General features: G+C 68.0%; 29 protein-coding genes. 10 read left to right on the forward strand and 19 right to left on the reverse strand.

The features are described 5' to 3' along the window. Window positions 1-225 precede the first annotated feature (225 nt). Complete coding sequence (locus tag FB390_RS01865; protein ID WP_141807391.1) at window positions 226-678, forward strand: TIGR03667 family PPOX class F420-dependent oxidoreductase; 453 nt, start codon at window positions 226-228, stop codon at window positions 676-678. Window positions 679-955: 277 nt separating this feature from the next. Further along, on the forward strand, window positions 956-1,885 hold the full coding sequence (locus FB390_RS01870) for an RluA family pseudouridine synthase (RefSeq protein ID WP_141807392.1): 930 nt from the start codon (window positions 956-958) through the stop codon (window positions 1,883-1,885). 87 nt (window positions 1,886-1,972) lie between these two features. On the opposite strand, the gene FB390_RS01875 is transcribed toward FB390_RS01870, so the two are convergent. Continuing rightward, window positions 1,973-2,380 (reverse strand): hypothetical protein, encoded by a 408-nt coding sequence (locus tag FB390_RS01875; protein ID WP_141807393.1) that lies wholly within the window; start codon window positions 2,378-2,380, stop codon window positions 1,973-1,975. A gap of 214 nt (window positions 2,381-2,594) precedes the next feature. Between FB390_RS01875 and FB390_RS01880 the strand changes: the two genes are divergently transcribed. From FB390_RS01880 to FB390_RS01890, 3 genes are all read left to right on the forward strand, one after another. Beyond that, window positions 2,595-3,338, forward strand: a complete 744-nt coding sequence (locus tag FB390_RS01880) for a type II CAAX endopeptidase family protein (protein ID WP_141807394.1) — start codon at window positions 2,595-2,597, stop codon at window positions 3,336-3,338. 64 nt (window positions 3,339-3,402) lie between these two features. Continuing rightward, window positions 3,403-3,798, forward strand: coding sequence for a VOC family protein (locus tag FB390_RS01885; protein ID WP_141807395.1), 396 nt, complete (start codon window positions 3,403-3,405; stop codon window positions 3,796-3,798). 179 nt (window positions 3,799-3,977) lie between these two features. Continuing rightward, window positions 3,978-6,278, forward strand: coding sequence for a hypothetical protein (locus tag FB390_RS01890; RefSeq protein WP_141807396.1), 2,301 nt, complete (start codon window positions 3,978-3,980; stop codon window positions 6,276-6,278). A 107-nt stretch (window positions 6,279-6,385) separates the two neighbouring features. Here the strand turns inward: FB390_RS01890 and FB390_RS01895 are convergent, their stop codons facing one another. From FB390_RS01895 to rpsJ, 14 genes are all read right to left on the reverse strand, one after another. Then, entirely contained in the window at window positions 6,386-8,575 is a 2,190-nt protein-coding gene (locus FB390_RS01895; protein ID WP_141807397.1) for an MMPL family transporter, read from the reverse strand. Window positions 8,576-8,606: 31 nt separating this feature from the next. Continuing rightward, window positions 8,607-9,050 carry an EXLDI protein gene (locus FB390_RS01900; protein WP_185756917.1) on the reverse strand — a complete coding sequence of 148 codons (444 nt, stop codon included), beginning with the start codon at window positions 9,048-9,050 and terminating at the stop codon, window positions 8,607-8,609. 293 nt (window positions 9,051-9,343) lie between these two features. Next, entirely contained in the window at window positions 9,344-10,138 is a 795-nt protein-coding gene (locus tag FB390_RS01905; RefSeq protein ID WP_141807399.1) for a phosphatase, read from the reverse strand. 203 nt (window positions 10,139-10,341) lie between these two features. Next, the gene (gene rpsQ, locus FB390_RS01910) at window positions 10,342-10,611 is read right to left on the reverse strand and encodes a 30S ribosomal protein S17 (protein ID WP_141807400.1); all 270 of its coding nucleotides are present in this window, start codon (window positions 10,609-10,611) and stop codon (window positions 10,342-10,344) included. Further along, window positions 10,608-10,847, reverse strand: coding sequence for a 50S ribosomal protein L29 (gene rpmC / locus FB390_RS01915; protein WP_011207272.1), 240 nt, complete (start codon window positions 10,845-10,847; stop codon window positions 10,608-10,610). The genes rpsQ and rpmC overlap by 4 nt, the downstream gene beginning before the upstream one ends. Further along, entirely contained in the window at window positions 10,847-11,263 is a 417-nt protein-coding gene (gene rplP / locus FB390_RS01920; protein WP_067785334.1) for a 50S ribosomal protein L16, read from the reverse strand. The genes rpmC and rplP overlap by 1 nt, the downstream gene beginning before the upstream one ends. A 3-nt stretch (window positions 11,264-11,266) precedes the next feature. Continuing rightward, the gene (gene rpsC / locus FB390_RS01925; protein ID WP_141807401.1) at window positions 11,267-12,070 is read right to left on the reverse strand and encodes a 30S ribosomal protein S3; all 804 of its coding nucleotides are present in this window, start codon (window positions 12,068-12,070) and stop codon (window positions 11,267-11,269) included. Further along, on the reverse strand, window positions 12,071-12,472 hold the full coding sequence (rplV, locus tag FB390_RS01930) for a 50S ribosomal protein L22 (protein ID WP_141807402.1): 402 nt from the start codon (window positions 12,470-12,472) through the stop codon (window positions 12,071-12,073). Continuing rightward, on the reverse strand, window positions 12,469-12,750 hold the full coding sequence (gene rpsS, locus FB390_RS01935) for a 30S ribosomal protein S19 (RefSeq protein WP_067785343.1): 282 nt from the start codon (window positions 12,748-12,750) through the stop codon (window positions 12,469-12,471). Before rpsS ends, rplV begins: the two co-directional genes overlap by 4 nt. A 15-nt stretch (window positions 12,751-12,765) precedes the next feature. Further along, entirely contained in the window at window positions 12,766-13,602 is an 837-nt protein-coding gene (gene rplB / locus FB390_RS01940) for a 50S ribosomal protein L2 (protein ID WP_067785345.1), read from the reverse strand. A 33-nt stretch (window positions 13,603-13,635) separates the two neighbouring features. Continuing rightward, complete coding sequence (gene rplW, locus FB390_RS01945; RefSeq protein ID WP_011207266.1) at window positions 13,636-13,941, reverse strand: 50S ribosomal protein L23; 306 nt, start codon at window positions 13,939-13,941, stop codon at window positions 13,636-13,638. Beyond that, on the reverse strand, window positions 13,938-14,612 hold the full coding sequence (gene rplD, locus FB390_RS01950; protein ID WP_141807403.1) for a 50S ribosomal protein L4: 675 nt from the start codon (window positions 14,610-14,612) through the stop codon (window positions 13,938-13,940). The genes rplW and rplD overlap by 4 nt, the downstream gene beginning before the upstream one ends. Next, window positions 14,609-15,274 (reverse strand): 50S ribosomal protein L3, encoded by a 666-nt coding sequence (gene rplC / locus FB390_RS01955; protein ID WP_141807404.1) that lies wholly within the window; start codon window positions 15,272-15,274, stop codon window positions 14,609-14,611. The genes rplD and rplC overlap by 4 nt, the downstream gene beginning before the upstream one ends. Before the next feature lie 14 nt (window positions 15,275-15,288). Next, entirely contained in the window at window positions 15,289-15,594 is a 306-nt protein-coding gene (rpsJ, locus tag FB390_RS01960) for a 30S ribosomal protein S10 (protein ID WP_003938093.1), read from the reverse strand. Between the two features lie 445 nt (window positions 15,595-16,039). On the opposite strand from rpsJ, the gene FB390_RS01965 reads away from it, so the two are divergent. Both FB390_RS01965 and FB390_RS01970 read left to right on the forward strand, forming a co-directional pair. Further along, complete coding sequence (locus FB390_RS01965; protein WP_141807405.1) at window positions 16,040-16,516, forward strand: hotdog fold domain-containing protein; 477 nt, start codon at window positions 16,040-16,042, stop codon at window positions 16,514-16,516. Window positions 16,517-16,724: 208 nt separating this feature from the next. Then, window positions 16,725-17,921, forward strand: a complete 1,197-nt coding sequence (locus FB390_RS01970; protein ID WP_141807406.1) for a lycopene cyclase family protein — start codon at window positions 16,725-16,727, stop codon at window positions 17,919-17,921. Between the two features lie 187 nt (window positions 17,922-18,108). On the opposite strand, the gene FB390_RS01975 is transcribed toward FB390_RS01970, so the two are convergent. The 3 genes from FB390_RS01975 to FB390_RS01985 are packed head-to-tail and all read right to left on the reverse strand — an operon-like array spanning window position 18,109 to window position 20,773. Further along, window positions 18,109-18,957 carry an ABC transporter permease gene (locus tag FB390_RS01975; protein ID WP_141807407.1) on the reverse strand — a complete coding sequence of 283 codons (849 nt, stop codon included), beginning with the start codon at window positions 18,955-18,957 and terminating at the stop codon, window positions 18,109-18,111. Then, on the reverse strand, window positions 18,954-19,772 hold the full coding sequence (locus tag FB390_RS01980; protein ID WP_141807408.1) for an ABC transporter permease: 819 nt from the start codon (window positions 19,770-19,772) through the stop codon (window positions 18,954-18,956). Before FB390_RS01980 ends, FB390_RS01975 begins: the two co-directional genes overlap by 4 nt. Further along, window positions 19,769-20,773, reverse strand: a complete 1,005-nt coding sequence (locus FB390_RS01985; protein WP_141807409.1) for an ATP-binding cassette domain-containing protein — start codon at window positions 20,771-20,773, stop codon at window positions 19,769-19,771. The genes FB390_RS01980 and FB390_RS01985 overlap by 4 nt, the downstream gene beginning before the upstream one ends. A 400-nt stretch (window positions 20,774-21,173) precedes the next feature. Here FB390_RS01985 and FB390_RS01990 point away from each other — a divergent pair, with 400 nt between their 5' ends. Next, complete coding sequence (locus FB390_RS01990; RefSeq protein ID WP_141807410.1) at window positions 21,174-22,700, forward strand: aldehyde dehydrogenase family protein; 1,527 nt, start codon at window positions 21,174-21,176, stop codon at window positions 22,698-22,700. A gap of 103 nt (window positions 22,701-22,803) precedes the next feature. On the opposite strand, the gene FB390_RS01995 is transcribed toward FB390_RS01990, so the two are convergent. Then, window positions 22,804-24,042, reverse strand: a complete 1,239-nt coding sequence (locus FB390_RS01995) for a TetR/AcrR family transcriptional regulator (protein ID WP_141807411.1) — start codon at window positions 24,040-24,042, stop codon at window positions 22,804-22,806. Window positions 24,043-24,174: 132 nt separating this feature from the next. Between FB390_RS01995 and FB390_RS02000 the strand changes: the two genes are divergently transcribed. Next, on the forward strand, window positions 24,175-24,987 hold the full coding sequence (locus tag FB390_RS02000) for an enoyl-CoA hydratase-related protein (protein WP_141807412.1): 813 nt from the start codon (window positions 24,175-24,177) through the stop codon (window positions 24,985-24,987). 298 nt (window positions 24,988-25,285) lie between these two features. After that, window positions 25,286-26,311: an SDR family oxidoreductase gene (locus FB390_RS02005; RefSeq protein WP_141807413.1), complete on the forward strand. Its 1,026-nt coding sequence runs from the start codon at window positions 25,286-25,288 to the stop codon at window positions 26,309-26,311. Window positions 26,312-26,403 lie beyond the last annotated feature (92 nt).

The following is a 26,403-nucleotide window of genomic DNA, read 5'->3' on the forward strand; positions in this document are numbered from 1 at the left end:
CGGCGGTCGACCACCGATGACGGCGCGGGACCGCGCGTTTCCGCTGTTCGACGCGACGTGGAAGCTTGCGTGAACGCCGCTTCGTCTCGGCTCCGAAACACCAACGTGGGAACTACTTTTGCCCGTTGTCTACCCGTCTCCCGAGTTGGAGTTGTGGAAATGTTCGTCACCCGGCCAGATCCCGCCAACCGGAATCGTGACGCGTTCGGCGGCGTTGTGCAGGGCATGACCGCTCAGACTTCCGATCATCCCGCCGCGCCCGTCGTCGACACCGGCACCGAGTTCGGCGCCAAGGTCGCCGAACGCCTCGGCCGCGAGTCCGTCATCTGGCTCACGACCGTCGGCCCGTCCGGAACGCCGCAGCCCAACCCCGTGTGGTTCCAGTGGCGCGACGGCGAGTTCCTGCTGTTCAGCCAGCCGGACAAGGCGAAGCTGCGCAACATCGCCCACAACCCGCGCGTCTCGCTGAACCTCAACAGCACCGAGTCCGGCGGCGACGTCGTGGTGTTGACCGGGACGGCGCGGATCGTCGAGGAGTGGCCGTCCGACGAGGAGATCGCGGCGTACACCGAGAAGTACACGCAGGGGTTGGTGGAGATCAACATGACGGCGGCCGAGTTCTACGCGGAATACTCGGTGCCCGTTCGGATTACGCCGAACCGGTTGCGCGGATTCTGAACGACGACAACCGGTGCGCTGCTCGGCGCGGGCAGCGCACCGCCGGGCGAGGGCGCGGCGCACTCGCCCGTCGGGCCGCCCCAGGGCACGGAATCGACGGGAGTCGAATGGTGGCATCACAAGATCAACTCGCCGCCATATGACTACCGTCGAATCCATTCGACTATCGACCGGAGAGAAATGGCGGTAGCCAGGTTGACGGGGTGTGCCGCGGACCGCATGGTCCCGACCAGGGCGAGCGAGGCCCGTTGAGCAGCGGCGATTAGAGTTGTCGCCGATGAGACGAAGGCAGCAGCCGCCGCTGCCCAAGCGGTACGGCTTGGATCCGGCCCGGCTGCGACTGCCGGAGACGGGCGAGTGGGCGACGATTCGCGACCACCTGGTCGAGCGACTTCCCCGTGTCGCGCCGGAACGCATCGATGAACTGCTGCACGCGGGCGGCATCGTCGACCTCGAAGGGCCCATCGCGCCGGACGCGCCTTATGTCCCCGGCGGCGCGGTGTGGTTCCACCGCGACCTGCCGGACGAGACCGACGTCCCGTTCGACATCACCGTCGTGCACCGCGACGAGGACCTGCTCGTGGTGGACAAGCCGCACTTCCTCGCCACCATTCCGCGCGGACAGCACATCCGGCAGACGGCGCTGGTCCGGCTGCGCGAGGAGTTGGGCCTGCCCGATCTGGTGCCCGCGCACCGGCTCGATCGGGTGACCGCGGGACTGCTGCTGTTCGTCGTCAACCCGGCTCGACGCGGTGCGTACCAGACCATGTTCCACCGGCGCGCGGTGCGCAAGGAATACGAGGCGATCGCCCCCTACCGGCCCGACCTCGAGCTGCCGCGCACGGTGCGCAGCCGCATCGTCAAGGAGAAGCAGGTGCTCGCGGCCCAGGAGGTCGAGGGCGAGCCCAACGCGGAGACCCGCGTCGACCTGCTCGAACACCGCGACGGACTCGGTCGCTACCGCTTGCGACCGCTGACCGGGCGGACCCACCAGCTGCGCCTGCACATGAACGGCCTCGGCGTGCCGATTCTCGGCGACGATTTCTATCCGGTCCTCACCGACAAGCCGGTGCACGATTTCACCCGGCCGCTGCAGCTGCTCGCCGCGTCGCTCGAGTTCACCGATCCGGTCAGCGGAGAGCCGCGACGGTTCGAGACGACCCGGAGCCTGCAAGCGTGGACCGACCACGCCGCGTGGGCGGGCTGAGAAGAGAAGGGGGCCGGTCGACGGAACAGGGGGTGTCGACCGGCCCGAGCGCTCGCGGTGGTGGCTACGACACCGCGAGCGCGGCTCTCAGGACCCCATCCAGGCGAGGGGTCCGGCGCCACAGGTGGCGCTGCCGGTGAGGGTGGGTTCGGCCACGTTCACCTTGATCTCGTAGGCGAGGCCCTGCAGCGCGGCGAGCGTGTGGGTGCCCGACTTCTTCGGCTTCCACTGAATGGTCGCCTCGCCGTTCACCGGCTTGACCGGGCTGCCCGCGATGACAAGCGCGTTGTCGTAGAACCAGACCTCGAACCAGTGGTTCACCTTCGCGGTGACCTGGTAGGTGCATCCCGCCTGGAGGTTGTTGGACGAGACGGTGAGGTTGTCGATCGTCGCGGACGCGTAGGGCGCGGTCAGCACCGCCGCGCAGCTCGCCGCGGCCAGCGTCGTGAGGCCGACGCCCAGCCGACGACCGGCCCGATTGCGGGATCTACTCATTCGGATAACTCCTCTTCGAAACGCACACGGGTGCGAATGAGCGGACTGTATCGACCGTCCAGTTCCCTACGGGCCGGTTTCCGGAAAAAACTGAAACATGTGTCATTCAGATGCAGGATAGCGCCGCCGAGTCGATCTTCGCCGGGCATTCGGCGGCTGTGATCAGCCGCTCATCCGGCAGCGAGCCGCATGACCCGACCCTAGACTGGGCCGGGTGTTTCGAACGGACCTCGAGGAAGCGGCACCGGCCCGCGGCAAACTGCACGCCTATATCGATGTAGCGGTCGTCATCGTCGTCCTGGCGGGCACCAACCTGATCGCGCACTTCACCACCGCGTGGGCCAACATCGTCACCGTCCCGATCGCCGCGATCGTGCTGCTCGTTCTGGTCCGCAGGCGCGGGCTCGGCTGGGCCGAACTCGGGCTCTCCCCCAGGCATTGGCGGCGCGGGTCGTTGTACGCGCTTGCCGCCGTCGGCATCGTCCTCACGGCCGTGGCCATCGGCGCGCTGCTGCCGGTGACGCGCCCGTTCTTCCTCGCCGACCGGTACGCCACCATCTCCGGCGCGCTCATCGCGTCGATGATCGTCATCCCGCTGCAGACCGTCATCCCCGAGGAGCTGGCCTTCCGCGGCGTGCTGCACGGCACCCTCGATCGCGTCTACGGCGCGCGCGGAGTGTTCGCGGCGGGCTCCCTGCTCTTCGGCCTCTGGCACATCGCCTCGTCCTTCGGCCTCACCACGAGCAACCGCGGACTCACCGGATTCCTCGGCGGCGGACTCGTCGGCCAGATCGCCGGCATCCTGCTCGCCGTCGCCGCCACCGCGGCCGCGGGCGTCGTCTTCACCTGGCTGCGCCGCCGCAGCGGCAGCCTCCTCGCCCCCATCGCCCTACATTGGTCCGTCAACGGCGCAGGCGCCCTCGCCGCCGCCCTCGTCTGGCACACAACCCTGGCCTGAGGCCGCGCCGCTTGGCGTGTCAAGCATCCTTTCCAGTCGCGAGCCGCGGCCGTAGGTTCGAGTCGTGCCCCTCGGACATCTCGGCATCAACGTCACGGATCTCACCGCGGCGCGGACGTACTACGACGAAATGATGCCGCTCGTCGATTACGAGCCTTTCCTGCTTGACGACACCCAGTTCGCCTACCGGCCCGCCAATGGGAAGGTCGGCGCCTACCTGTTCTTCTATCGGGCGGAGACGTCCGGATATTCGCGCGCCACGCCTGGACTGCAGCACCTGGCGTTCATGGTGCGCACTCGCGCCGCCGTCCGGGCGACGCATTCCTGGGCCGCATCCCGCGGCGACGAAATAGTCCATGCCCCACGTGAATTCCCCGAGTATCCGCCGCCCTACTTCGCGACCTTCTGGCTCGGGTACGACGGCGTTCTGCTGGAGGCCGTCTGCCATAAAGACGCTTGAATTCGGCGGGAATGGCCCGCGCGCCACCTCGGGCGGCCCGCGGCATCCCGCGACGCCGCTGCCGTTCGCGTTGACCCGGGGCGGTCGTCGGTTTAGTCTCATCGCGTTCACACATATGTTCGAGCACACTTGTCGACGCCGAGTGATCGGCCCGATATCGGCTCCAGGGAAGGCTCGCGATGCCCGACGAACCGTCGACCGGCAATTCCGAGATAGCGGCACTGGCACAGCGGGTCGCGACGGCGCGCGGGAAATTGCCGCTGCAACACGACACCGCATTGGTCGAGGTGCTTTCCGATTCCGAGATCGCGGCGGAACGCGAACTGGCCGAATGGATCCGGGCCCAGCGGCGCGCCCAGCGACGCCGCGCCGTGGAGGACGAGCTCGCCGCCGAGAAGCTCGACCGGCGCACCGCGGCCGCCATCCGTCGCGCCGACGAGGACGACGCGCGCTGGCACCGCCGCGCTTTGGCGGCCCGCCGCCGCGTCGCCAACCAGGACGCGCGCCTCGCCCAGCTCTACCGCCGCGCCGAGTGGTCCTCGCGGGCGTTGATCGGCGTCGTCGTCCTCGGCATGGTGTGGGCGGGCGTCAACGTGCAGCACAACCTCGTGCCGAGCGGCGACATGTCGGATCCGCTGTACTGGCTCAGCTACGGCATCGAGGCGATGATCTCCATTCCGATCATCACCATCATGGTGGTCGCGACGACCGCCGCCCGCTGGGGACGGGAACTGCCGCGCGGCAAGGTGATCGTCTTCGAGGCGGCACTGCTCGGCACCACCATCGCACTGAACACCGGGCCGCACTTGGCTTCCGGCGATCTCGGCCGGGCCGCGGAGTACGCGATCGCGCCCGCGATGGTCGGCGTGGTGATCTGGTTGCACGCGTGGGTCGCGGCTCGATACGCGCAGCTCATCGATAGCGTGCCGATCGTCGACGACACCGCGGTGCCGAAGTTGCGCGGGTCTTATCAGGGTGACGAGTACCAGAGGGCTGTTCCGGAGCGGGATGGATATGCGCTGGGCTCGGGCGGATTCGGTGCGGGTCCTCTGTTCGATGCGAGCGATTCTGTAGGGAATCCTGTCGGCAGCGAAACGGCTACGGCGAGAGTTGGAACCGATCCGCTCGGCGTCGGCGGCGAGATCCGGCTGACGTCCGCGAGCAACGCCACCGCGCCGTCCGCGGGCAGCGAACCGGCATCGGTACGTGGCCGAGCCGACCGACTGTCCGATAGTGACGCGAACGTACCGTCTTCGGCGAACAGCGATACCGAACTCCTCAGCCACCGAACCGGCCAGCCGGCCGCGACTGACGCGAACGTACGGTCCTCGGTGGACAGCACCACGGATCTGCCGAGCCGCCGAACCGATCGCACTGCCGAGACCAACGGCACAGTAGCGACTTCGGCGGACGGCGATACCGCACGGCCCAACGCAAACCGCCGAACCGATTCACCATCCGCAAGCGACGAAACCGGCCCGACACCCGCGAGCGACCGCGCTGGCGAGCCTTCCACGAACAACTCCGCCCAACCTGCGGCGGCCGATGCCGAGTTGGAATCCGGCGAGGACGAGATCCCCACCGCGAGCGAGCAATCCGACATCCACGCTCCGATGCGCAGCATCTCGTACGCCGTTCCCCTCTCCCTGCTGACCGGCGGACTCACCGACGAAGACGACGACGCCACACCACCTTCCCCGCGCCGCAACGGTTCGAACAACGGACGCACCAATCACCCTGCCGCCCACGCGGTCCCGCTCTCCCAACCGCGACTGCGACCGATCAACGGCGCCGCGAACGGCAACGGCCGGACCAACGGCAGCGGCCACACCCCATCGATGTGGGCCGGATCCCACGCCCTGAGCACCATCGCGTATCCCCAAGCGGACGCCGCCGAAGCAACGGATGCCCTGAGCACCACGGACGCCGTCGATCTCGCCGAATTCCAGGCCGCCCGCAACGGCCGCTCGACACCCGATGAGGACCGAGCGGTCACGGAGGACAACCCGGTCCTCTCCACAGCATCCTCGGAATCGACCACCGAACCGGAGAAGACCCGAACCACAAAGCAGCGCCGCGGTTCCGACGCCAAGGCGAATGACCGCACCGACACAACGAGCCGCGAGCGCACCGAAACCCCCGCCGAACAACTCACCTTGGAGCCCGAGCCGGAACCCCACCGCCCGCGCAGCACCGAAATCATTCTCGCCACCCAGCGCGCCATCGCCGAAGACGCCGAGGACGACTTCGACCAGGAACCGGACAGCGCCGAGGACGAGGTCCGCATGGTCGCCAGGAGCATCGCCGAGCAAGGCCTGTCCAAGCTGCCGATCGAGCAGATCGCCGACATCCTCACGCTCGCCGACCAATCCTGGTCCGGCACCGGCATCGCCAAGGAAGTGGGCGTTTCCAGCTCCGCGGTGGCCCGCGTCATCGACTCCGCCCACAAGGTCCGCCGCCCCTACGCGACCAACAGCTGACGCCTGTCGCACAGCGGATCGACCGGCGAACCGCAGGTATCGCCCGCCGAGCCGAAAGGGCTGTCCGCCGAATACTTTCGACGAACAGCCCTTCGGCTCAGTCGGCACTACCGATCGACGACCGCTTCCACCCGCGTGGCATCGGCGGATGTCGTGTAATACGAGCCGGATCCGTGATCCGCGCTTGCCGAGCCGCCCGACTTCCCGTCGCGGTCACCGTGTCCCGGCCACCAGGCACGGTGGCCGAGCAGGGCGGTGATCGCGGGCGTGAAGAACATCGCCATGACGAAGGCGGCGATGGCGATGCCCACCGAGATCGCGAAGCCCATCTGGGAGAGCATGCTGTTGCCCGCCAACATCATCGCGGCGAAGGTGCCCGCCAGGATGACGCCCGCCGCGGCGACCGTCGGGCCCGTGTGCCGCAGGCTCAGCGCCGCCGCCTCGCGCGGGTCGCGACCCTCGCGGGTCTCCTCGCGGAGCCGGGCGATCATCAGGATGTTGTAGTCGGTGCCGAGCGCGACGACGAACAGGTACATGATCACCGGCAGCGTGAAGATCAACCCGGAATCGCCCTGGATGTTCTGGAAGACCAGCACCGTGGCGCCGAGCGTCGCGGCGAAACCGAGGAAGACCGAGGCCATCAGGTACCACGGTGCGACCAGGCTGCGCAGCAGCAGCGCGAGCACGATCATGATCAGAATCGCCGCCACCGGGAACACGATCGCGTAGTCGCGGTTCATCGCGTCCTGGAAGTCCACGAACACCGCGGTGATTCCGCCGACCGCCGCCGTGGTGCCCGCGGGCGCCGCGTCGTGCGCCGTCGTGCGCAGCGGTCCGCGGACAGTGTCCAGTGCGGCATCCGATTCCGGCGCGTCGGCCAGGGTCACCTGGAAGTTCGCGATGGTGCCGTCGGCCGAGAGCAGCGGTTCGCCGACCGCGCCGACGCCGGGCACCTGGGCCAGCGCCGTGCGGTATCCCAGCAGCTCATCCTGGTTGAGCTGCCCGTCCGGCGCGTGCAGCAGCACGTCCGACGGCTGGGTCGCGCCCGCAGGCATGCCCTTCAGCAATTCCTTGTTGTAGACGACGGATTCGGACGCGTCCGAGGTCGAGCCCGAGCCGAGGTCGAAGGTCGGGTTGAACCCGATGGCGAAGACGCTCAGCGCCACCAGCACACCGCCGGAGACGACGGCGAACACGCCGGGCCGCCGCCCCAACGCCGCGCCGATCGCGGTGAACCGCGCACCCTTCGGCTCGACCTGCCACGCCTTCGACGGCCAGAACACCTTCGTCCCGAGCAGCGACACGATCGCGGGCACCAGGGTCAGTCCCGCCACCAGCGCCACCGCGACCGCGATCGCCAGCGCGGGCCCGAGCGAACGGAACAGGCCGAGGGTGGAGAGGGTCAGCGCCATGAAGGCGATGATCACCGCGCCCGCCGCCGAGGTGATGGCCTCGCCGACCCTGGCGACCGCGCTGACCATCGCGGTCTTGGGATCCTCGCCGGCGCGCAGCCGCTCCCGGTACCGGAACATCAGGAACAGGATGTAGTCGGTGCCGACACCGAAAAGGACGACAACGAGCATGGAGTTGACCGAGGTGTCCATCTCCAGGTCGAATGCCTTGCTCACCATGGCGATCAGGCTGCCGACCATACTGGAGACGCCGCCGATCACGATCACCGGAAGCAGCGCGATCACCGGACTGCGGAAGATGATCAGCAGCAACACCAGGATCAGCACGATGGTCGCCACGCCGATGATGGCCATGCCCTTTTCACCGGACTCGGTCTGGTCGAGGGTCTGCGCCGCGGCACCGGTGATGCCCGCCTTCAGAGCGGTGTCGCGCACCTGCTCTTTCAAGCTGTCGCGCAGGCTCTTCACCGCGTCGCCCTGGGTCTTGTCGGAGGCGTTGGTGACCTTGGTCATCTGCACGGCGATGACCTGGATCAGCCGATTCTCCGAGGGTGGCGTCGCCTGAATGCCGGTGACGCCCTTGATGTTCGCACCGCTGAGCTTCGTCGCCGCGGCCGCCACCGCCGCCGAGTTCTCCTCGGTGAGCGGCGCGCCGTCCTCGCGGGCGAAGACGATCAGTGCCGCGGGCGCCGAGTTCTGCGGAAACGCCTTCTCCTGCAATTCCATCGCCTCGATGGACTCGTAGTGCGAAGGCAGGAAGCTGGATTGGTCGGTGGTCGAGGTGAATTCGGGGGCGGAGGCCACCACCGCGATGGCGGCGATCAGCCACAAGCCGATCACCTTCCACGGGTGATGGACGACGAGGCGCCCGAGACGGCCGAACATGCGAGTGTTCCTTTCGTAGGCCGGGATCGGCTCAGATGTCGAGGTCTTGGAGACGGCCGTGCTGGTCGATGTCGGTGATGGTGCGGTAGACCTTGTCCGGCACCAGTTCTCGCACTTCCGCCACGGAATCCACCACGGAGACAGTGAAATCGCCGCAGCTCTGCTCGCCGAGGCCGAACATGGTGCGCCACTTCTTCCAGTCCCGGCTCCAGTCGGTGAACATCGCGAAGTCGGACCAATCCGTGAACTGGCGCTGCACAACGTATTTGCCCTTGCGGCTGCGATAGACCCGCACCACCTCGGCGCCGTCCTTGGTGATCTGCCGCGCCTCCGCGAGCCGCCGACCGTGGAAACGCTGGAGGCGCCCGCCACCCGGCCCGGCCTTCAGCACTATCTCTTCCAGATCATCGGACTTGTCCGCGACGATCGGGGCGGGCTCGGCGGGTATGTCGCCTGATTGCTGCTCGTTGGTCATGATGTCCCCGTTTCCATTCGTGAATGCGCATGCAGGCATACTTCAACCAGCGGCGGACCCTCGTTCGGTCCGTCGTGGTCGGATGCTGTGCGGTTGTGGATGACGTCGTGCGCGTTCTCGGCACTTGGTACCGACACACTATAAGTAGATGTATACGTATAGCGCAAGACCTGCCCGCCTGCTCCGCTCCGTCGGGCACCCTCGCGCCAATCGAGCGGAGTCATATGGCGGTTCAGCCCGGCGTGTCGACCACCATTCGACTCCGCTGGATTCTCGCCACGGCGAAGTACGGGTTACTCGAGGCCGGCGCGCTGCAAGAGATACGCCGTAAGCGGCTGGTAGACAATGGGATCGAGGCCATCGTCGAGCGGTACCGTGACCGCGATCTTGCCTTCGTCATGTCCGGCGAAGAGCGCCGGATCGTTGCAGTCCGCGAATCCGACGGTCTCGATACCCGCCTCACCCGCGGCCCCCGCCCAGCCGTGATCGGCGACGACCAGCCGCGGAAGTTCGCCGTCCAGTTCCGCGAGCGCCGCGCGCATCGGGTCGGGATCGTGCGTGTGCCGCCACCGCCCGTCCGCGCCGACCAGTGCGGCGACGCCGGAGGCGTAAGCGATTTCGCGATACCGGGAGGGTTCCCAGAGCGGCGGCTCGTACGACCACCCGGCGGCGGGCGTGAGAACGGTGCAACCGGCGGCGCGCAGCGCATCCTCGATCGCTCGGTACACGCCGAGCAGCGTGTCCGGATGACCGGTCGCCAGCAACACGGTCGCGCGCTCGGCGGCCGCGGCGCCGATGCGCTCACCCATCGCGTCCAGCGCATCGAGCGTGAGATCCGGATCGATGGTGTCGACGCCCCGGGTATGGTCCGGGTTCGGATTCACTCCGCACAGCCGCGCCATCATCGCCAACGTTTCGTCGAACGACCAATTTCGCAGCCGCAACCCGAACTGAAACCCGGGATCCTTGGCCACCATCCGCCCGTAATGCCGCAGATTCCCCTCCCGCGGCGTCGCGACCTCCCCCGCAATCGCACTGCGCACCAAATGCTCTCGCAGCTCCGCCCGCGACACCCGCTCGAATCCCATGACACCCCTTCGAACCAGCGCAGTCCTCGACGCCCCACCGCACACAGCGGCCCGGGCCTATCGCGGCCGACTACGAAATCTCGCCCCCGACGCTACCGCCCCACCCCTGACACCGCACGACCCCAGGACGACTCCGAATACGGCGAAGGCCCGCTTCCCAGGGGGGAAGCGGGCCTTCGTGACTCGAGCCGCGGAGCGTGGAATTACTTCGCCTTCTCCAGGACCTCGACCAGACGCCAGCGCTTGGTGGCCGACAGCGGACGGGTCTCCATCAGCTGAACGCGGTCGCCGATGCCGGCGATCTCGTTCTCGTCGTGCGCCTTCACCTTGGAGGTGGTGCGAATGATCTTGCCGTAGAGCGGGTGCCGCGTACGGTCTTCCAGCTCGACGACGATCGTCTTGTTCATCTTGTCCGAGACGACGTAGCCGACACGAACCTTGCGGCTGCCGCGCTCGTCCTTCTTCTCGCTCATGCCGCATCTCCCTTGCCAGCGGGTCCGGTGGCCAGACCGAGCTCACGCTCACGCATGACCGTGTAGATGCGCGCGATCTCGTGACGGACGACGCGCAGACGACGGTTGTTGTCCAGCTGACCCGTCGCCATCTGGAAGCGCAGGTTGAACAGCTCTTCCTTCGACTCACGCAGGCGGGAGACGAGTTCCTCTTCGGTGAGCTCGCGGAGCTCTGCGGCCGGTGTACCGGTAGCCATCAGAACTGCTCCTCCCTGGTCACGATCCTGCACTTCATCGGGAGCTTGTGCATCGCGCGGCGCAGCGCCTCGCGAGCGATCTCCTCGTTCGGGTAAGACATCTCGAACATCACGCGGCCGGGCTTGACGTTCGCGACCCACCACTCCGGCGAACCCTTACCGGAACCCATTCGGGTCTCGGCGGGCTTCTTGGTCAGCGGGCGATCCGGGTAGATGTTGATCCAGATCTTGCCGCCACGGCGGATGTGGCGAGTCATCGCGATACGCGCCGACTCGATCTGCCGGTTGGTGACGTAGGCAGGCTCGAGCGCCTGAATTCCGAAGTCACCGAAGGCCACCGACGTGCCGCCCTTGGCCATGCCCGAACGGCTCGGGTGGTGCTGCTTGCGGTGCTTGACCTTGCGAGGCATCAGCATGCGTCAGCCCTCCTGATTCTCTGCCGGGGCGTCCGCCACCGCGGTGGCGGCGCGCCCGACCTCAGTGCTGGTCGCGGTGGTGCCGGTGGAACCGGAACGACGCGGGCGGCTCGGCCGCTCCCGGCGCGGACGATCGCGATCGCCCGCCGGAGCGCTCGCGGCGGTCAGCTCACGCTTGCCACCGACGATGTCGCCCTTGTAGATCCAGACCTTCACGCCGATGCGACCGAAGGTGGTCTTGGCCTCGTAGAGGCCGTAGTCGATGTCGGCGCGCAGCGTGTGCAGCGGCACCCGACCCTCACGGTAGAACTCCGAGCGCGACATTTCGGCGCCGCCGAGGCGGCCCGAGCACTGCACACGGATGCCCTTGACGTTCGGCGAACGCATGGCCGACTGGATGGCCTTGCGCATCGCGCGACGGAACGCCACACGGTTGGACAGCTGCTCGGCCACACCCTGGGCAACCAGCTGCGCGTCCGACTCGGGGTTCTTGACCTCGAGGATGTTCAGCTGAACCTGCTTGCCGGTGAGCTTCTCCAGCTCGGCGCGGATGCGATCGGCTTCCGCACCGCGGCGGCCGATCACGATGCCCGGACGCGCGGTGTGGATGTCCACCCGCACGCGGTCACGGGTGCGCTCGATCTCGACCTTCGAGATGCCCGCCCGCTCCATGCCGTTGGCCAGCAGCCGACGGATGGCGACGTCTTCCTTCACGTAGTCCGCGTACTGCTTGTCCGCGTACCAACGCGACTTCCAGTCGGTGGTGATACCGAGGCGGAAGCCATGGGGGTTGATCTTCTGTCCCATTTACTTTGCCCCTCCCTTCCGGCGGCTGCGAGCAGCACCGGCGGTGGGCACGCTCTCGACCTCGATGGTGATGTGGCTGGTGCGCTTGCGGATCCGGAACGCGCGGCCCTGGGCCCGCGGCTGGAAACGCTTCATGGTGGCGCCCTCGTCGACGTAGGCCGTCGAGATCACCAGCGTGGCCGGGTTCAGACCGAGGTTGTTCTCGGCGTTGGCCGCGGCGCTGGCGACGACCTTGGCGACCGGCTCGCTCGCGGCCTGCGGCGCGAACTTCAGGATCGCGAGAGCGTCCTCGACCCGCTTGCCGCGGACCAGGTCCACGACGCGGCGAGCCTTCATCGGGGTGACGCGCACGTGCTTGGCGGTCGCCCGGGCAGTGGGGTTCTGAGTCTCAGTCGTCGTCATCGCCGCTTGCTCTTCCGGTCTTCCTTGACGTGGCTCTTGAACGTCCTGGTCGGCGCGAACTCACCGAGCTTGTGTCCAACCATGGACTCCGAGACGAACACCGGGACGTGCTTGCGGCCGTCGTGCACCGCGAAGGTGTGTCCGATGAAATCCGGGATGATGGTCGAACGACGCGACCAGGTCTTGATGACCTGCTTCGTGCCCTTCTCGTTCTGCACGTCCACCTTCGCGAGGAGGTGGTCGTCGACGAACGGGCCCTTCTTGAGGCTGCGTGGCATTTCTTACCTCCTCCTTCAGCGCTTCTTGCCGGTCTTGCGACGGCGGACGATGAGCTTGTCGCTCGGACGGTTGGGCTTACGGGTGCGGCCTTCCGGCTGACCCCACGGCGAGACCGGGTGGCGACCACCGGAGGTCTTGCCCTCACCACCACCGTGCGGGTGGTCGACGGGGTTCATGACGACACCACGGACCGTGGGGCGACGACCCTTCCAGCGCATGCGGCCGGCCTTGCCCCAGTTGATGTTCGACTGCTCGGCGTTGCCGACCTCGCCGACAGTGGCGCGGCAGCGCACGTCGACGCGACGGATCTCACCGGAGGGCATACGCAGCGTGGCGTAGGGGCCTTCCTTACCGAGCAGCTGGATGCTCATGCCCGCGGAACGGGCCAGCTTGGCGCCGCCGCCCGGACGCAGTTCCACCGCGTGGATGGTGGTACCGGTCGGGATGTTGCGCAGCGGCAGGTTGTTGCCCGGCTTGATGTCGGCCGTCGGGCCGGACTCGATCGGGGTGCCCTGCTGGATACCCTTCGGCGCGATGATGTAGCGCTTCTCGCCGTCCACGTAGTGGAGCAGCGCGATGTTGGCGGTCCGGTTCGGGTCGTACTCGATGTGCGCGACCTTGGCGGGGATGCCGTCCTTGTCCAGGCGACGGAAGTCGATCAGACGGTAGGCACGCTTGTGACCGCCACCGCGGTGACGAGTCGTGATGCGGCCGTGCGCGTTACGACCACCGGTCTTGGTCAGCGGACGAAGCAGCGACTTCTCCGGGGTGGACCGGGTGATCTCGGCGAAGTCCGAGACGCTGGAGCCGCGGCGGCCCGGCGTTGTCGGCTTGTACTTGCGAATTGCCATGAGTTCTTCTCTGCTTTCTGGATTCCCGCCCGCTTACGCGACCGGGCCTCCGAAGATCTCGATGGGCTTGCTGTCGGCCGAGATGGTCACGAGCGCGCGCTTGGTGTTCTTGCGCTTGCCGTAACCGAAGCGGGTCCGCTTGCGCTTGCCCTGACGGTTGGCGGTGTTGACGCTGGTGACCTTCACACCGAAGACCTTCTCGACGGCGATCTTGATCTGCGTCTTGTTGGAGTCCGGGTGCACCAGGAAGGTGTAGGTGCCTTCCTCGATCAGTCCGTAGGACTTCTCCGAGATGACCGGCGCCAGCAGGATGTCGCGGGGGTCGGCGATGGTGGTCACTTGCTCTCCTCCTGTGCCGCCTCGGCGGGACCGTGAACGAAAGCGTTCAGGGCCTCGACGCTGAACACCACGTCGTCGCTGTTGAGGACGTCGTAGGTGTTGAGCTGATCCGGGGCGATCGGCTGCACGTTCTGCAGGTTCGCCACGCTCTTCCACGCGGCGACGTCCTCGCGGCCGACGACGACCAGGAACTTCTTGCGGTCCGACAGCTCGGACAGGAAGGTCTTGGCGGTCTTGGTCGACGGGGTCTGACCCGCGACCAGTTCGGTGATCACGTGGATGCGCTCGTTGCGGGCCCGGTCCGACAGGGCGCCACGCAGGGCGGCGGCCTTCATCTTCTTCGGGGTGCGCTGGCTGTAGTCGCGCGGCTGCGGGCCGTGCACGGTGCCACCGCCGGCGAACTGCGGCGCGCGGGTCGAACCCTGGCGGGCGCGACCGGTGCCCTTCTGGCGGTACGGCTTCTTGCCACCACCGGAGACCTCGCCGCGAGTCTTGGTCGCGTGCGTGCCCTGACGGGCCGCGGCCAGCTGCGCGACGACGACCTGGTGCATCAGCGCGATGTTGGCGGTCACGTCGAAGATCTCCGCGGGGAGGTCGACGGTGCCGTTGGTCTTGCCACCGATCTCCTTGACCGGCAGCGTCAGGTTGGCCTTCTTCTCGAGGCTGGTCATGCGTGCGCACCACCCTTCACGGCGCTCTTGACGATCACGACGCCGCCCTTGCGACCCGGGATCGCACCCTTGATCAGGAGCAGGCCGTTCTCGGCGTCCACCTTGTGAACCGACAGGTTCTGGGTGGTGACGCGGTCGTTACCCATCCGACCCGACATGCGCATGCCCTTGAACACGCGGCCGGGGGTGGCGCAGCCACCGATGGAACCCGGGCGGCGGTGCACGGCCTGCGCACCGTGCGAGGCACCCTGACCACGGAAGCCGTGGCGCTTCATGGTGCCCGCGAAGCCCTTGCCCTTGCTGGTGCCGGTGACGTCGACGTAGCTGCCCTCTTCGAACACGTCGGCGCTGATCTCCTGGCCGACCTCGAAGGTGGAGGCGTCCGCGACCCGGATCTCGGCGACGTGGCGGCGCGGGGTGACGCCGGCCTTGGCGAACTGGCCGGAGGTCGGCTTGTTCACCTTGCGCGGGTCGATGGCGCCGAAGGCGACCTGGACGGCGCTGTAGCCGTCGCGCTCCACCGTGCGGATCTGGGTGACCACGTTCGGGCCCGCCTTGACGACGGTGACCGGAACGACGCGGTTCTTCTCGTCGAAGACCTGGGTCATGCCGAGCTTGGTGCCCAGGATGCCGGCCGCGGGCCGGTTCTTGTTGTCAGTCATGTCTCGAGTCCCCGTCACTGAATGTTGACGTCGACGCTGGCCGGCAGGTCGATGCGCATGAGCGCGTCGACCGTCTTCGGCGTCGGGTCGAGGATGTCGATGAGGCGCTTGTGCGTACGCATCTCGAAGTGTTCGCGCGAGTCCTTGTACTTGTGCGGCGAACGGATGACGCAGTACACGTTCTTCTCGGTCGGCAACGGCACCGGCCCGACCACGCGGGCCCCGGTGCGGGTCACCGTCTCCACGATCTTGCGCGCAGACGCATCGATCGCCTCGTGGTCATAGGCCTTGAGCCTGATGCGGATCTTTTGTCCCGCCACGCTAAGTGTCCTTTTCTCCGCTTTCCTTCGTGATCCGGAAGCCGGGCTTCCGCACCACCCTCAATTTGCACAGCCCGAACACACGAAGACGTCTCAGTGGAGACCACGACCGGGCACGCCCGATCCTCGCCGCTGTTCATCTGTCATGGTTCTCCGGTCCACGCGGTCGGGCGTGTCGCCTTCCCGCTTATTCCTCGGCCCGGATCGAAAACTTCATCTCAGGCTCGGAACAACGTCCCGGACGTACTCACACCGGAAACCGGCGAAGCACACGATTGGGTACTGCTCGCCTCGCCGATCACGCCCCGTTTCATCCGAAACGGGCACGACCCCGTGCAAGGCAACCCGAACAGTATGCCCGAGACCCCCAACCCACTTCAAATCGCCCCCGGTGTCGGCCCGATCACCCCCGCGCGCCGAACTTACTTTTGAGTAAGATAATGGCATGAGCAAAGAGACCGCGACTCTGCGCGGGTGGAAGAAGCTGCCGGACAACCGGCTGGGGCACGCGCTGTTCTCGCTGGGAATGGTGGCTCGGGTGCCGTACTTCGGCACGGTGCTGCCCAGCGTCGTGCGGCTGGAGCCGGGACTGTGCGAGGTGACCTCGCCGAAGTGGTTCGGCATCCACAATCACCTCGGGACTTTTCACGCGATCGCGGCGTGCAACCTGGCCGAGGTGGCGATGGGCATGCTGAGCGAGGCCACGGTGCCGACCACGCACCGCTGGATTCCCAAGGCGATGAACGTGCAGTACCTGGCCAAGGCCGAGACGGGACTGCGCGCGGTGGCGAAGCTGCCCGAGATCCCGGATTTCGCGCGGATCACCGAGGGCCGGGACCTGGTGGTGCCGGTGTCGATCTACGACAAGCACGGGGTCGAGGTCGTGCACGCCGACATCACCACCTGGGTGACGCCCTGTTAGTCGGCGCGCTGGCGCGCGCGTGTTCGCGGCCTTTATGTCTCGCTTCCGAGCGGTCGAGACTCGCGACTTCGTCGCATGCGCTTCGACCACTCGGAAGCGAGACGGCCGCGAACGGGCTCGTAAGGCTCGCCCGTGGGTGGCCGATAGGGCGTAGATGGCTGCGGTCCCGCTGTTTGCCTGGCGGCAGCGCAGCGGATTGAATGCGGATATGAGTGGCGGTGCGGTCCAGGCGGCCGATCTGTGCGTCGTCGGGCTCGGCCCGACCGGACGGGCGCTCGCCCACCGGGCGATGCGGGCCGGGCTGCGGGTGATCGCGATCGACCCGCGACCGGAACGCCTCTGGCCGCCCACCTACTCCTGCTGGGTCGACGAACTGCCGAAGTGGTTGCCGCCCAGCGCGATCGGTGCGCGCATCGAAGCGCCGACGGTGTGGACGAAGACCGAACACCGCATCCCGCGGCCGTATTGCGTGCTGTCCAAGCAGGGTCTGTACGACGCGCTGGCGCTCGACGACGCGCAGGTGATCGCCGCCCGCGCCACCCGCGTCGACGCGCACGAGGTCGAACTCGCCGACGGCACGGTGCTGCGCGCCGGCGCGGTGTTCGACACCCGCGGCCTGCCCGCGCTCGGGCAGCGCAGGGCGGCCAGCGCGCACGGCATCTTCGTCGACGCGGAGACGGCCGCGCCGATGGTCGCCGAGGGCGAGGGGCTGCTGCTGGACTGGCGTCCGGAGAACGGCGCCGGCCAGGACGCGCCGCCGTCGTTCCTCTACGCGGTGCCGATCGGCGACGGCACGGTGATCTTCGAGGAGACCAGCCTCGGCCTGCGCGGCGGCATGCCGCAGCACGAGCTGCGCGAGCGGACGCTGAACCGGCTCGCCGCGCACGGCATTCGGCTCACCGGCGCGGAACCGAGCGAGGCGGCGCACTATCCGCTCGATCAGCCGCCGCCGAAGAAGGGTGTCGCGCGGGCGGTTCCGTTCGGATCGCGCGGCGGCATGATGCACCCCTGCACCGGCTACAGCGTCGCCGATTCGCTCGCCTTGGTCGACACGGCGGTCGCGGCGCTGCAAGAGGGCCGCGACCCGATCGAGGCGCTGTGGCCGTGGCGGGCGCGGCTGGTCTACTGGATGCGCATGCGGGGGCTGTGGGGCCTCGGCAGGCTGACCACCGAGCAGTCGATCGCGATGTTCGAGGCGTTCTTCACCGAGTCGGAACGCGGCAGGCGCGCGCTGCTCTCCGCGCACGACGACTACGCCGCGCTCGGCGCGGTGCTGTTCAACACCGTCGCGCACACCTGGCCGTTCCGCTGGCGCTACGACCTGGTCGGCTGGACGAACCGCAATCGCTGGGTCGGCTACGAGTTCGCCCCGGCGCGCGAGCCACTGAGCACCGAAATCGAGTAGCGCACGCTCGGACAACGGCTGAGCCCTCGATCCGCGAGCACTGAGGTCGGCTGAATGAAGGTCACGTCCAGTCGGTCTGGCGGGATGAAGGGGGCCTTCGGTCGGTTACGCCGACCATTCTGGACGCTGCACTAGAAGCGAAACGGCGGGCCGACGATCCGCGTCGACCCGCCGAACAGATTGGCGATCAGGCGGTTTCGGCCGCTCTGCGGTAACCCCGAATCGCGGGCAACGCGAACACCACAACCATTCCGACGGTCCAGGCGACCGTCTTCAACAGCGGTTCGGCGACCGGCCCGCCGTACGACAACCCACGCATGGCGTCGATCGCGGTGCTCATCGGCTGATTGCCGACCACGTCCTGCAACCAGGTCGGGTAGGCGAACACCGGAACGAAACCGGTGTTGAAGAACATCAGCAGCGTGTTGACGATCGTGATCAGGCTGACCAGCAGCACGCCCTCGGTGAGCGTCGCGAGCGCCGTGCACAGCACCGCGAAGCCGATGCCGAACAGCACCGGGATGCAGATCAGCGCCACCCCCGCCAGCGGCCCCTGGCCGAAGCGGAAGCCGAGCGCCATGCCCACCGCGATCACGAACAGCGTGGTGATCAGAACCCGCACCGCCTCGGCGAGCAGCCGTCCAGTCAGGCTGGCCGCCCGGTTCATCGGCATGGTCCAGAACCGGCTCAGCAGGCCGGTGGCCTTCTCCACCTTGAAACCGAGTGCGCTCACCACCGCGCCGGACATGGCCGCCACCAACGTGATCAGCGGAACCTGGCCGTAGATGGCGTCCATGCCGGTGTTCCTCGTGATGGTCCCGCCGAGCACGACGTCGAACATCAGCAGGGTGAGCGCCGGATAGATCAGCGTCTGGATGGTGGTCGCGGGATCGCGCATCCAGCCCATCAGCAGTCGCTTGCACTGCAACAGGCTGTGCTGCGCCCAGGTGCCGATCGCCTGCTCCGAGCGTGGAGCCACCGTCGGCAGCGGCGCGAACTCCGTGCCCTTCTCGTCGGACTCCGTCGTCACAGTCATGACCGCCTCACACTCGCCCACACCGCGAACGGCGTGAACACCACCGTCAACCCGATCAGCCACAGCAGCGGCACCCACAGCACGCCCCAGCTCACCCCGTCGCCCGCCATGTCGCGCAGCGCGAAGGAGAACTGCGAGATGGGCTGGTTGCGCACGAACGGCTGGATCCACTCCGGGAAGCTGTTCTCCGGCACGAAGCCGCAGGACAGCATGCCGAAGATCAGCGTCGGCAGGGTCAGCGCCTGACTGAGTTGCTCCGGGCTCTTGGTGAGGCTGCCGAGGCCGTCGGCGCCGATGGCGAGCACGGTGCCGATGGCCAGGGAGAACGCGCAGAACAGCACGGCTTGGCCGAATCCGGCGCTGAATTCGAAGCCGATCAGGTACCCGAACAGCACGGCGCCCGTCAGCGAGGTGACCGAACGGACGAGGCCCGCGCAGATCCGCGAGGTGAACGGAACCAGCGTGCCGATCGGCATGGTCTGCAGGCGGCTGCTCAGGCCGGTCATCGCCTCGAACGCGGCGAGCTGCGCGTTGGAGAGCATGGTGAACGCCATGGTCTGCAGCACGATGATCGGCATGACGAACTGCGCGTAGTCGATGCCCTGGAGCTTCATCACGAAGCGCAGCGGCAGATAGAAGCCGAGGGTGAACACCAGCGGCGTCACGAAGGCGACGATCAGCTCGCCCTTGGTGGCCATGGTCTTCACCACGCGACCGGTCAGCGCCTGCCATTGCGCGAAGGAGGACGGCCGGGCGACGGGTAGCTCGGCGAAGAGTTCGGCCGCGGCGGCCGGTTCGGTGGCGCTCGCGGTCACGAGTGGCCGCCCGAATGGCCGGTGAGGGAGAGGAAGACGTCGTCGAGCGAGGGCCTGCGCAACGCGATGTCGGCCAGCGTGACTCCCGCGCTGTCGAGCCTCCGCAGCGCCTCCGACAGGGTGGTCGCGCCGTGCGGGGCCGGGAACGAGAGCCGGTCGCTGCCGTCGAGTTCGGCCATGACGGCGGCGGGCACCAGGTCGCCGAGCGCGTACGCGGCGGTCAGCACCTGCTTCGTATCGAGCGGAACCACCTCGCAGTAGCTGCCGCCGGTCTTCTCCTTGAGTTCCTCGGCGGTGCCCTCGGCGATCACCGTGCCCTTGTCGATGACGATGATGTTGTCGCTGAGCACGTCGGCTTCCTCGAGGTACTGCGTGGTCAGCAGCACCGTGATGCCCTGCTCCTTGAGCACGTTGACCAGATCCCAGACGCCCTGGCGGCTGCGCGGATCCAGACCGGTGGTCGGCTCGTCGAGGAACACCACCTCGGGACGCACGACCAGACCGCAGGCGATGTCCACCCGGCGCCGCATACCGCCGGAGTACTGGCGCACCGCGCGCTTGCCCGCGCTCACCAGGTCGAACTCCTCGAGCAGGGTGTCGGCGCGCTTGCGGGCCGCGGACCTGCCGAGGCCCATCAGCCTGCCGAACAGTTCGAGGTTCTCGCGGCCGGAGAGGTTCTCGTCCAGCGCGGCGTACTGCCCGGTCATCATGATCGAGCGCCGCACGCCCGCCGGGTCCTCGCGCACGTCGTGGCCCGCGACGACGGCGGTGCCCGAGTCGGGGCGCAGCAGCGTGGAGAGAATCTTGACCGTGGTGGTCTTGCCCGCGCCGTTGGGGCCGAGGATGCCGAGCACACTCGCCTTCTCGGCGGTGAAGCTGATCCCTTGCAGTGCGTGCACGTCGCCGAAAGACTTGCGGACGTCCTCGACGCGGACGGCAGGCTCGTGCTCCGTCGCTTTCGATTGACGTGCCGGCGATTCTGCTTGGTTCAAGCTCGGCATCAACTCTCCACTATCGGCCGGGGGCGGCGATCCGATCGCCGGACGCACACGAATGCGTCGGGGTGGTGATCCCTGCCGCCTGGCGTGATGTTACCGGCATCGCGCATCCCGGAACGACGACCGCGCGATACCCACTCGCGAGCCCGGATAAGTGTGTGCTTCATCACATTCGGCGCCTCGCGCGCACGCCACGCCCGATCGGCGCTGGTCGAGGCGTGGCAAGGGCAGTGCAGGGGCGGTGACGCAGCCTTGTCGGCCGGGGCCGCCCGACCATAGTCTGCTGAACGGGGGCATACACGCACTCACTCGTCTGTGGCGGGACCGCGCTGGGAGCCGGTCCGTCAGGGGTCGGCTCGATTCGGGTGGGCGCAACGCGGGTCGAGACTGCGAAGAGGTGACCATGGCCGAGTCCGCGCAGCCACGTTTGGCAGCGCATCCGGGAGGAACGGGCCGATCGAATGTGCTGATCTCCCATGATCCGCGCACCGGGGAGGTAGTAGGGAATTACGCCGTGATGGGCGGCAGCGAGCTCAATCGCACCGCCCGCGCCGCACGGGCCGCCGAAAAATGGTGGGCCGATTTGGGTTTCAGTGGCCGTAAACGCTGGCTGCTGGACTGGAAACGCAGCATCGCAAGGCGGGCAAGCCAATTGGTGGAGCTGGTCTCCGAGGAGACCGGAAAACCCGAGGCGGACGCCGCGATCGAGGTGATGCTGGCGATCGAGAATCTGGATTGGGCCGCGCGCAACGCATCTCGCGCACTGCGGCGGCGCAGGATCGGTTCGAGTTGGCTCAGCCGCAACCAACAGGGTTCGGTGGGTTATCTGCCGCTCGGCGTCGTCGGGGTACTCGGACCGTGGAACAACCCGGTCTTCACGCCGATGAGCTCGATCGCCTACGCCATGGCGGCGGGCAACGCGGTGGTGTTCAAGCCGCACGAGCTGACCACCGGCGTCGGGGTGTGGCTGGCCGAGAGCTGGGCCGACCTGGCCCCGAGCCAACCGGTGCTCCAGGTGGTGACCGGGGACGGCGGCACGTCGGCCGCGCTGTGCCGGGCCAAGCTGGACAAGATCGCCTACGCGGGCTCGGAAGCGGGTGCGCGGGAAGTGATCTCGCTGTGCGCACAGACCATGACGCCGGTCGTGGTCGAGCGCGGCGGCAAGGGCGCGATGGTGGTGCACGTCGACGCCAAGCTCGACGAGGCCGCCGAGGCCGCGGTGTTCGGCGCGATGGCCAACGCGGGCCAGAATCCCTCCGGCTTGCAGCGGGCCTACGTGGCGGATTCGGTGTACGACAACTTCCTCGAGCTGGTCGTCGAACAGGCCGAGCGGCTGCGCCCGGGCGCGGACAAGCGCGCGTCCTACGGTCCGATGATCTTGGAAGCCCAGGTCGACGTGGTGCGCAAGCAGGTGCGCGACGCGCTCGCCAGGGGTGGTCGCGCGGTGGTCGGCGGGCTGGATTCGTTCCGCGAGCCGTACGTCGAGCCGATCGTGCTCGCCGAGGTGCCGGAGGAGAGCATCGCGGTCACCGGCGAGGCGATCGGACCGGTGCTCATCGTGAACCGCGTGCCGAACATCGAGGAGGCCGCCAAGCGCATCAACGCCACCGGCAACGGTGTCGCGGTCTCGGTGTTCACCAGGGACGTGCACAGCGTGGAGGCCTTCGCGGAGACGATGCGCGTCGGCGTGGTGACGATCAACTCGACCACCGCCCACCTCGGCATCCCCGCGCTGCCCATCGGCGGCGTCGGCGAGTACGGCCAGGGCCACAGCCACGGCGACCACGGGCTGCGGGAGTTCAGCAGAACGCTGGCCGTCGCGCGCAAGCGCTATCGCGCGCCGATGAACCTGGCCACCTTCGACCGGCACCCACGCCATCTACGAACGGCCAAGGCGATGTTCCGACTACGCCACGGCCACCGGGTCTAGCGCCGTCGACGGTGCTCGACAGGGCGGTCCCGCCGACCGGCGGTGGGGCCGCCCACGACCTCGCCGCGATTCCGGACCGTCTGCCCGAGCGCGATCGACGACGTCAGCCGAGCAGGACCGCGTTCATCAGCGCCGTCACCCTGGCCAGCTGGGCCGGGCGGGCGTCGAAGCGGATGAGCCTGCCGATGTCGATGACCTGGCCGATGGCGGCGTGCACGCGGAAGCGAGCCTCGACCGGGTCGCCGTCGAGCAGGTTGGCCCACTCGAGGACGTTCTGGCGCTGGATGGCGCGCAGCTTGTGCTGCTCGGCCTGCGGCAGGTTGCTGAACTCCGCGTAGTAGACCGGCATGATCTCCGGGGTGGAGAAGGTCAGCTTGGCGTAGCGCGCGGCGATCAGGCGCACCGCTTCCGGCCTGCTGGTCGCCTCGGCCAGCGCCTCGGTCATGGCGACCGAGACGCGGTCGCCGGTCCGGTGGAACGCGGCGGCGAGCAGATCGGACTTGCTGCTGAAGTACCGGTAGACGCTGGACGCGTTGATGCCGACCGCGGCGCCGATCTCCTCGATGCTCGCCTCGTGATAGCCCTGGCGACCGAAGATCCGGATGGCCTCGGCCAGCAGCTGTTCCCGCTTGGAGGTGACCGGCAGGCCGCGCGCGACGGGACCCTGATCCGGTTGCGTGGGCGCGGGCGGCAGCTCGGCGCGCAGGACCGACCAGCACATGTCGCGCAACAGCGGAAGCAGGCGCGCGCCGGAGAGTGCCGAGCGGTGCGCGGAGATGCTGGCCACCACGCTCAGCACCGAGGCGGCGAGCATCCGCAGGTCGGCCTCGGGAGCGTCCGGCCGGAGCTCGGCGATGGGCGCGGCGATGGTGTCGTTCAGATCGTCGTAGATCTTGCGGATCCGGATCCGATCTTCACGCTCCAGGTAGCGGCGCTCCCACCGGTACAGGCCCGCCTCGCGCCGGATGTCGATGGTGTGTTCGGCGATCGCCTTGATCAGGCCGTCGAGCCGCGGTTCCGGGTCCAGCTCGGGATCGTCGGCGTTGCGCGCGACGGTGAGCAGGTGCCGCGCGCCCTCCTCGGCGGCGGCGACGAGCAGCGCGTACTTGTTCGCGAAATGCCGGTACAGGGCGGGGCCGGAAATGCCGACGTCGGCGGCGATCTCGTCGACGCCGACCGGGTAGTACCCGCGCTCGCTGAAGGCGCGGGCGGCGGCCCGGATGATCTGCGCTTTGCGGTCCTTCGGGCGGCGGCGAACACCGGCGTTCTCCGATCCGGCCCTTCCCCCGTTTGGTTCGGGCCGCGCGGGCGCGAGGTCTACCTCGCCGTGTTCCGCGACCATGCACCTCTCCGTTCTGGGACGGCGCCGCCTGGTTGACAGCGCCGGACAAGTCCACATAAGTTAACCACAATTCGCAAAGTTAACCACCATTCACGGCCCGGCGTCCGCCGAATCGCAGACCAGGAGCGAAAAATGAGCAATACCGATTCCGCACCCGCCGCGACGGCTCCCGCCGGCTTCACGGCGGTGCAGGACGGCAAGGTACTGCGTATCACCATCACCAAGCCCAAGCGCAAGAACGCCATCGACTACGACACGATGGTCGCGCTCGGCGACACCTTCCTGGCCGCGGCCGAGAACCGTTCGGTGCGCGCGATCGTGCTGACCGGCGCGGGCGACGACTTCTGCACCGGCGCGGATCTGGTCGCGAGCCCCGGCGAGGCGCAGCGCGGCATCACCTCCGACATGGTGATGGACGCGGCCAACCGGCTGGTGCGAGCGGTCGTGGACGCGCCGGTTCCGGTGGTCGCGCGAATCAAGGGCGCGGCGGCCGGTGTCGGCGTCGGCATCGCGCTGGCCGCCGACCTCGTCTACGCGAGCGAGGACTCCTACCTGCTGCTGGCGTTCATCAATATCGGCCTGATGCCCGACGGCGGCGCGGCCGCGCTGGTGGCGGCGGCCGCCGGACGCCCGCTGGCCGCGGAGATGGCGCTGCTCGGCGAGCGCCTGCCCGCATCCGCCGGGAAGCGGGCCGGGCTGTTCACCGCCGTGCTGCCCGATGACGAACTCGACGCGGCGGTGGAGGCCGCGGTCGCCAAGCTCGCCGCGGGCCCGCGCCGCGCGCTGGAGCTCACCAAGAAGGCGCTCAACCAGGCCACGCTGACCGCGCTCGACGCGGCGCTCGCAGCCGAGAAGACCGGCCAGAGCGAACTGCTCGCCTCCCCCGATTTCCGCGAGGGAGCCACCGCGATGCTGACCAAGCGCAAGCCGGTCTTCGCCGACTGAAAATGCCTCTCGGCGCTGCGGCGATCCCACGGCGCCGACGGAAATCCCGGACACACAGCTGGGTGCGCGGGATCGGTCGTTCGCGGGTCACCATCCGGTAGCTCGGGACCCGCGAACACCACCCGGTGTGATCCCGGGCACTATGCGCGCACACCTGCCGACCAACCGCGCACCCGCCCAGGCAGGTGCTCATGTGCGTAGTCGGCCCACGAACAACCTGGTCATATCCGTTGGCAGGTACTCACACAGAGAACCCCACCATCAGCAGGTACACCCGCCCCCACTATGTTGATCCGCTATGGCTTACCTGGTTACCGGAGCAACTGGGTTCATCGGTCGTTTTCTGATCCCACAGCTGCTCGAGCGCGATGCGGACATCCACGTGCTGGTCCGGCCCGGTCAGGAATCGGCCGACCGGTACGCCTGCTGCGCCAGGGAATGGGACGCGGGAGACCGGGTGCGTCCGGTCCGCGGCGACCTCGGCGCGCCGAGTCTGGGCATCGACAGCAACTGGCTGGCACAGCATCGCGGCGCCATCGACCACGTCTTCCACCTGGCGGCGAGCTACGACCTGACCGAGCGCGGTGCGGGCACCCGCAACGTGGTCGACGCCGCCGAGGAACTGGGAGCCGGTCTGCTGCACCATGTTTCGACCGTCGAGGTGGCGGGCTCCTACGAGGGCCTGTTCACCGAGGACATGTTCGACAAGGGGCAGGCGCTGACAACGCCGTTGCAGCAGGCCAAGTTCGAGGCGGAACGCATCGTGCGGGACTCGGGTCTCGCCTGGCGGATCTACCGGCCCTCGATCGTCATCGGCCACTCCAGAACCGGCGAGATCGACCGCATCGACGGTCCCTACTACTTCTTCCGCCTGCTGCGGATGGCGGCCCAGCTGCCGCGCATCCTCCCGGTGCTGGTGCCCAAACTCGGCGAAACCAACATGGTCCCGGTGGACTTCGTGGCGCGGGCCCTCGACCACATCGCGCACCAGCCGGGCCCGGCGTCGAGCACCTACCATCTCGTCGACCCGCGCCGGATGAGCGCGGTAGAGGCGCTGAACCTGTTCGCCGACGAGGCCGGAGCACCGCATCTGGTCGAGGTGATGCCCAAGCGCGCGATGAACATGATGCTGCGGGTGCCCGGCGCCAACTGGATGCTGCCGCGCGTCGGCGTCCCGCTCGACGTGCTCGAGCACAGCGAGTTCACCTGCTGGTTCGACGCCAAACGCACCACCGACGCGCTCGCGGGGACCGACATCAAAGTGCCGCCGCTCGCCGCGTACGCCCCGCTCATCTGGAAGTACTGGATCGAGAACTGGGTCTGATCGGCACACGTCCGATCGTCGGCGCGGCTGCTGCCCCCTGCGCACCAGACCGCCGATTCCGCGCCGACGATCAGCGCGCCACGAGCATTCGG

This window comes from Nocardia bhagyanarayanae (assembly GCF_006716565.1).
GTDB classification, from domain to species: Bacteria; Actinomycetota; Actinomycetes; order Mycobacteriales; family Mycobacteriaceae; genus Nocardia; species Nocardia bhagyanarayanae.

Coding starts and splice junctions, on each gene's coding strand:
- FB390_RS01865 (WP_141807391.1), top strand. CDS start 226: ATGACCGCTCAGACTTCCGATCATCCCGCCGCGCCCGTCGTCGACACC.
- FB390_RS01870 (WP_141807392.1), top strand. CDS start 956: ATGAGACGAAGGCAGCAGCCGCCGCTGCCCAAGCGGTACGGCTTGGAT.
- FB390_RS01875 (WP_141807393.1), bottom strand. CDS start 2,380: ATGAGTAGATCCCGCAATCGGGCCGGTCGTCGGCTGGGCGTCGGCCTC.
- FB390_RS01890 (WP_141807396.1), top strand. CDS start 3,978: ATGCCCGACGAACCGTCGACCGGCAATTCCGAGATAGCGGCACTGGCA.
- FB390_RS01895 (WP_141807397.1), bottom strand. CDS start 8,575: ATGTTCGGCCGTCTCGGGCGCCTCGTCGTCCATCACCCGTGGAAGGTG.
- FB390_RS01900 (WP_185756917.1), bottom strand. CDS start 9,050: ATGACCAACGAGCAGCAATCAGGCGACATACCCGCCGAGCCCGCCCCG.
- FB390_RS01905 (WP_141807399.1), bottom strand. CDS start 10,138: ATGGGATTCGAGCGGGTGTCGCGGGCGGAGCTGCGAGAGCATTTGGTG.
- rpsQ (WP_141807400.1), bottom strand. CDS start 10,611: ATGAGCGAGAAGAAGGACGAGCGCGGCAGCCGCAAGGTTCGTGTCGGC.
- rpmC (WP_011207272.1), bottom strand. CDS start 10,847: ATGGCTACCGGTACACCGGCCGCAGAGCTCCGCGAGCTCACCGAAGAG.
- rplP (WP_067785334.1), bottom strand. CDS start 11,263: ATGCTGATGCCTCGCAAGGTCAAGCACCGCAAGCAGCACCACCCGAGC.
- rpsC (WP_141807401.1), bottom strand. CDS start 12,070: ATGGGACAGAAGATCAACCCCCATGGCTTCCGCCTCGGTATCACCACC.
- rplV (WP_141807402.1), bottom strand. CDS start 12,472: ATGACGACGACTGAGACTCAGAACCCCACTGCCCGGGCGACCGCCAAG.
- rpsS (WP_067785343.1), bottom strand. CDS start 12,750: ATGCCACGCAGCCTCAAGAAGGGCCCGTTCGTCGACGACCACCTCCTC.
- rplB (WP_067785345.1), bottom strand. CDS start 13,602: ATGGCAATTCGCAAGTACAAGCCGACAACGCCGGGCCGCCGCGGCTCC.
- rplD (WP_141807403.1), bottom strand. CDS start 14,612: ATGACCAGCCTCGAGAAGAAGGCCAACCTGACGCTGCCGGTCAAGGAG.
- rplC (WP_141807404.1), bottom strand. CDS start 15,274: ATGACTGACAACAAGAACCGGCCCGCGGCCGGCATCCTGGGCACCAAG.
- FB390_RS01965 (WP_141807405.1), top strand. CDS start 16,040: ATGAGCAAAGAGACCGCGACTCTGCGCGGGTGGAAGAAGCTGCCGGAC.
- FB390_RS01970 (WP_141807406.1), top strand. CDS start 16,725: ATGAGTGGCGGTGCGGTCCAGGCGGCCGATCTGTGCGTCGTCGGGCTC.
- FB390_RS01975 (WP_141807407.1), bottom strand. CDS start 18,957: ATGACTGTGACGACGGAGTCCGACGAGAAGGGCACGGAGTTCGCGCCG.
- FB390_RS01985 (WP_141807409.1), bottom strand. CDS start 20,773: ATGCCGAGCTTGAACCAAGCAGAATCGCCGGCACGTCAATCGAAAGCG.
- FB390_RS01990 (WP_141807410.1), top strand. CDS start 21,174: ATGGCCGAGTCCGCGCAGCCACGTTTGGCAGCGCATCCGGGAGGAACG.
- FB390_RS01995 (WP_141807411.1), bottom strand. CDS start 24,042: ATGGTCGCGGAACACGGCGAGGTAGACCTCGCGCCCGCGCGGCCCGAA.
- FB390_RS02000 (WP_141807412.1), top strand. CDS start 24,175: ATGAGCAATACCGATTCCGCACCCGCCGCGACGGCTCCCGCCGGCTTC.
- FB390_RS02005 (WP_141807413.1), top strand. CDS start 25,286: ATGGCTTACCTGGTTACCGGAGCAACTGGGTTCATCGGTCGTTTTCTG.